4 protein-coding genes are annotated in these 4,114 nt (G+C 73.6%); 1 reads left to right on the top strand and 3 read right to left on the bottom strand.

The genetic code is table 11. From position 1 onward, the window contains the following. Positions 1-547: 547 nt before the first annotated feature. Positions 548-1,171, top strand: a complete 624-nt coding sequence (locus tag ABZ641_RS27910) for a histidine phosphatase family protein (RefSeq protein ID WP_359986029.1) — start codon at positions 548-550, stop codon at positions 1,169-1,171. A 290-nt stretch (positions 1,172-1,461) separates the two neighbouring features. On the opposite strand, the gene ABZ641_RS27905 is transcribed toward ABZ641_RS27910, so the two are convergent. The 3 genes from ABZ641_RS27905 to ABZ641_RS27895 all read right to left on the bottom strand — a co-directional run. After that, entirely contained in the window at positions 1,462-2,550 is a 1,089-nt protein-coding gene (locus tag ABZ641_RS27905; protein WP_359986026.1) for a terpene synthase family protein, read from the bottom strand. Between the two features lie 351 nt (positions 2,551-2,901). Next, the gene (locus tag ABZ641_RS27900; RefSeq protein WP_359986023.1) at positions 2,902-3,582 is read right to left on the bottom strand and encodes a hypothetical protein; all 681 of its coding nucleotides are present in this window, start codon (positions 3,580-3,582) and stop codon (positions 2,902-2,904) included. A gap of 157 nt (positions 3,583-3,739) precedes the next feature. Continuing rightward, a partial coding sequence (locus ABZ641_RS27895; protein WP_359986020.1) for a cyanophycin synthetase occupies positions 3,740-4,114 on the bottom strand: 375 nt, incomplete at its 5' end.

The raw sequence follows: 4,114 nt of genomic DNA, 5'->3' as shown, positions 1-4,114 counted from the left end.
AGTGGTGTCTGGAGTTCTGTCGTGTGCTCTTCCGAGCCGCCGTCGTCCCCGGATACGCCCCCCGAGGCTCCCGTCCGGCCGGACGGCACCGACAGGGCGGAGGTGGCAGCACATGGCGGAGGCGGACTCCGCACCATCGCCGACGCCGTCCTCGCCGACCTGCTGCCCACCGACGGCGTCACCGACGACACCGCCCTCGTCATCGTCCGCCTGTAATCCCTGCCAGCCGGCCGTACGGACCAACACGAGTGAGGCTGCAGCCAGGGTGTCGGCACGAGTCCCGGAGCCGAGTTGCCGGGGTGGTGCCCCGATCTGTGTCTCGGCCGAGGGCGCCACCATGGCGGCCCGGCACCCGCAAGACGCTCCTGCCGATGCCGGACCGGGCCCACCGAGAGCGACACCGTCCTCAAACATCCGGCACCGGCCGACCCGGTCCGGCCAGCGGCTCGCCGACGACGCGAAGCGGCCCACCGTTCGCGGAACCGGCCGGTACGGGTCGGCGTCTGTCCGTGCATCCGCAAGATCGACTCCGCTGGAGGATGCGCCCATGAGCGGTACGGCCGCCCGTTACCTCTACCTCACCCGCCACGGCGAGGCCTCCCCCGACGAGAGCCGCCTGACGGACGCAGGCCGCCGCCAGGCCGCCCTCCTCGGGCAACGGCTGCGCGGGGTACCGCTGGCCGCGATCCACCACGGGCCCCTCGCCCGCGCCGAACAGACCGCCCGGCTGATCGCCGAACAGCTCGACAACATCCCCCGCCACCTCTCCCCAGCCGCCGGCGACTACCTTCCCTACCTCCCCGCACATGAGGAACTGCCGCCGGAGGCAGCCGACACCTGGACCGGGTTCCTGAACCGGTTCACCGCTCAGGAACGCGAGCAGGGCCCCGCGCTCGCGGCAGCAGCCCTCGCGGACTTCACCGGCCCCGTCCCCGGCGACGAACCACGCCACGAACTCGTCGTCACCCACAACTTCCTCACCGGCTGGCTCGTCCGGGCCGCCCTCTCCGCCCCGGAATGGCAGTGGCTGGGCATCAACCACGCCAACGCCGCACTGACCGTCATCCGCTACACCCCCGACCGGCCCCCGGCCCTCCTCCTCTTCAACGACACCGGCCACCTCACCCCCGACCTCCGCTGGACCGGCTTCCCACCCGAACTCCACATCTGAACCCTGCCGATGAGCAACGACGGCGCCCCCGCGGTCCTCGATGTCCGGCCGCCCCGCCCGAGGGTGACACCCGAGGCTCCGGCACTGGCTTGCGGGCGTTCAATTGCCGGGATGGCCCGGGATCCGGCGGCGATCAGGGTGATGCCGTCGCGCTCGTCACCGAGGTCGTGGGCGAGTCGGGGCACAGAACCGTCTCGGCCTGCCTTCTCGTCACGGGCCAGACCTCCCAGCTCCCCTGACACCCTGTCCGCGGCCTGAGGCACGGAGGCGATGGGAGGCGGGACGAAAGTTCAGAGCACCGCGTCACCGTTCAACCGTGTCCGCCGAGAGCGCCGAGAGCGCCGACCCACCGCCCTCCACGTGCGGCGTGCGGGGGAAACCAGGACGTTGCGAAGTGCGCGGCGCGCCGGGTGCCGGGGGCGGGGTGCCGGGTAGCGGGCGCTGGTGCCCGTCCACGCGGTGAGGGCCGTGCGGAACTGGTCGAGGAGCAGGGCGAAGCGGCGGGTGTCCAGGACCAGGCCTGGGTAGTTGGTGGTGGCGGTGCCGGCTTCGGGGAGTGGCTCGGCGGGGAAGCCGCGCCTGACGGCCGAGTACAGCCACCGGAAGCGCCGTTCCTCCGCCTCGAGCCGCTCGCTCACCTCCCGGCGCGCCTGCTCCAGCGAGAGCCCGTCGTCGGCCATCCGGGCGGCCACCGCGTTGAAGGTCTCGCCCTCGCCGGTGCCGCCCGCGAGGTCGTTCGTGAGGATCCCGCAGGTCGAGAAGGCGTCGAGGAGGTCGTGGACCACGGGGTCGGTCCAGTGCGGTGTGATGCACTGGCCGGCGAGTTCGCACCACATGGCGGCCAGCAGCATCCCGCCGTCGGCCGGCCGGAGCAGCAGGTACTCGCGCAGCGTTGGTGTCCGTCCCGGCCGCAGGTAGTGCATCAGCTTGTCGCGCGCCGCGACGATCCAGGTGTCCAGCTGCTCGCGGTAGCGCTGCCACCAGTGGTCGGGCATGGCCGCTCGGGTCTGCCGGACCAGCTCCGCCAGCGCGTGGACGACGGGGTGCTCGTAGGGTGCGGGCCACTCGCTCCCGGCGCCGACGCGCCGCAGCGAGTGGGTGAGTCGCTCGATCGCGTCCGGCGGGGCATCGGCACCGAGGCCTCCGTCCAGCAGGTCGTCGGTGGTCCACGTCCACAGAGCCCACCGCACGGCCAGGCGCAGCGGGAGCCCTCCGGCGGTCGGCCACGCCTTGAGGCACAGGTCCACGTAACCGTGCGCGAGGTACGCCTCGGGGGCCGGGTGCAGGCCGTACTGTCGCAGGAAACCGAGCGCGTCGGCGGTCAGGTCGGCGCGTAAGGCCACCCGCGGCTGCAGCCCGGGCCGGTGGAAATCGGTCAACGGTCGGAACTCCTCGTGCAAAGGGATCCGCGCCGGCCGGGCTTTCTCGCCGGCCGGCGCGAGGGGCATGAGCCGTCTCACGCGCCGACAGACCAACGACCGTCCGGCCGCACCGGTGCGTTTCCGCACCACGCCGCAGGGCTCGGCGCAGGAAGCGAGGTGCACACCGAGAGCCGCACAGGCCGAACGCTCCACCTCCCCCGGTGCTCGACCGCCGCGAGGCCGCTGACATGCGACAGGCCCGGCCCCTCCACGAGGAGGAAGGCCGGGCCCGACCGGATGCGAACGCCGCCACCACGGTGAACGCGATCGTCGAGGCCGGGTTCCGGTCCCGGCCGGGGATCACGAGCGTCAGGTGGAAGGCTCCGCCCGTGGGATCGGCCGCGTCCGCCAGCGCCACACCCTGCTTGTCCGCCCTCCGACCGGCCGCCGGGCCGCGCCGCCCGCAACGCCCGAGGCATCCGCTCCGGTGACCACCGGCTCACGGTCCCGCTCCCCCGCACCACCGGTGGACGAGGCGGAGACGGAATCCGAGGACGGCAGCACCGGCGCAGCCCCGAAGGCTCCCGTGACGGGGCAGAGGAGTCGGGCCAGCTGGACCATGTCCGGAATCGGGCGACGGGCCGCGGCCTCCGGCAGCGCCGTGCGGATGCCGCTGCCGGATTCGGCTGCCAGGAGGGAGGCCGGCTCGGCGACGTCGCCGACCTGCCGGGTGAGGACCGCGATGCGCAGGATCTCTTCAGCAGCACCGCGGTTGCGGGGGCGCAGCAGCGCGAGGAGCTGCGCCAGGTCCCCGACGGGGCGTGCGGCGGCCGCCCTGTGGAGGGCCGGGACGAGTGCGGGAGCACGGTCGGAGTCCAAGTGGCCCAGAAAATCGGCAACTTCGTCGTAGGGGCGGTTCGCTGCGGCGTCCATCATCGCGGCCACCAGGTCCCGGGCGTGCGGGTCCGCGGCCGGCGTGGTTGCGTCCGGGGCGACTGTGGGCTGCTCGGCGGCGCCACTCAGACTTCCCGTCAGCAACAGTCCGAACACGCTCGCAGCAGACCGGCCGGTTCCGGTGCTGCTTGCACCACCTGCTGCGCCCAGCCGCGCCGGCAGAGGCCCCACGCCGAAGCACGGGAGGGATGCGCGAGACTGAGCCGAGCCTCGACATGGGCGCCCACCCCACGGAAGCGGCCACCCATGCTGGTCAGGCCGCGAGCAGGTCCTTCACCAGGGCCTGCAGGCCTGCCGAGAGCGACGCCTTCACGATCACCAGGTCGCCGGGGCGCAGCAGCTTCTCCAGCAGGCTGGTGGCGGCTGCGCGGTCCGGCACCAGGTGGGTCTCGGCGCCGCCGTTCTCGGCGCCGGCCGCGAGGGCGGCGGCGTCCTGGTCGCCGATGGCGACGACCACGCTTGTGCCGAGCTCGGCGGCCAGGGCGCCGATCGCGCGGTGTTCGGCGGCCGCGGCGGCGCCGAGTTCGCGCATCTCGCCGAGGACGGCGACGGTGCGGCGCTCGCCGCGCATCGCCGCGAGGGCGCGCAGCGCGGCGGCCGTGGAGTCGGGGTTGGCGTTGTAGGCGTC

Origin of the sequence: Kitasatospora sp. NPDC007106 (genome assembly GCF_040634455.1) — a bacterium.
Classification (GTDB): Bacteria; Actinomycetota; Actinomycetes; order Streptomycetales; family Streptomycetaceae; genus Kitasatospora; species Kitasatospora arboriphila.
The sequence above is the reverse complement of the archived record's forward strand: the minus strand, read 5'-3'. Positions and strand labels throughout refer to the sequence as shown.

Excerpts from the sequence above, each read along its gene's own strand:
- ABZ641_RS27910 (WP_359986029.1), top strand. The coding sequence starts at position 548 with ATGAGCGGTACGGCCGCCCGTTACCTCTACCTCACCCGCCACGGCGAG.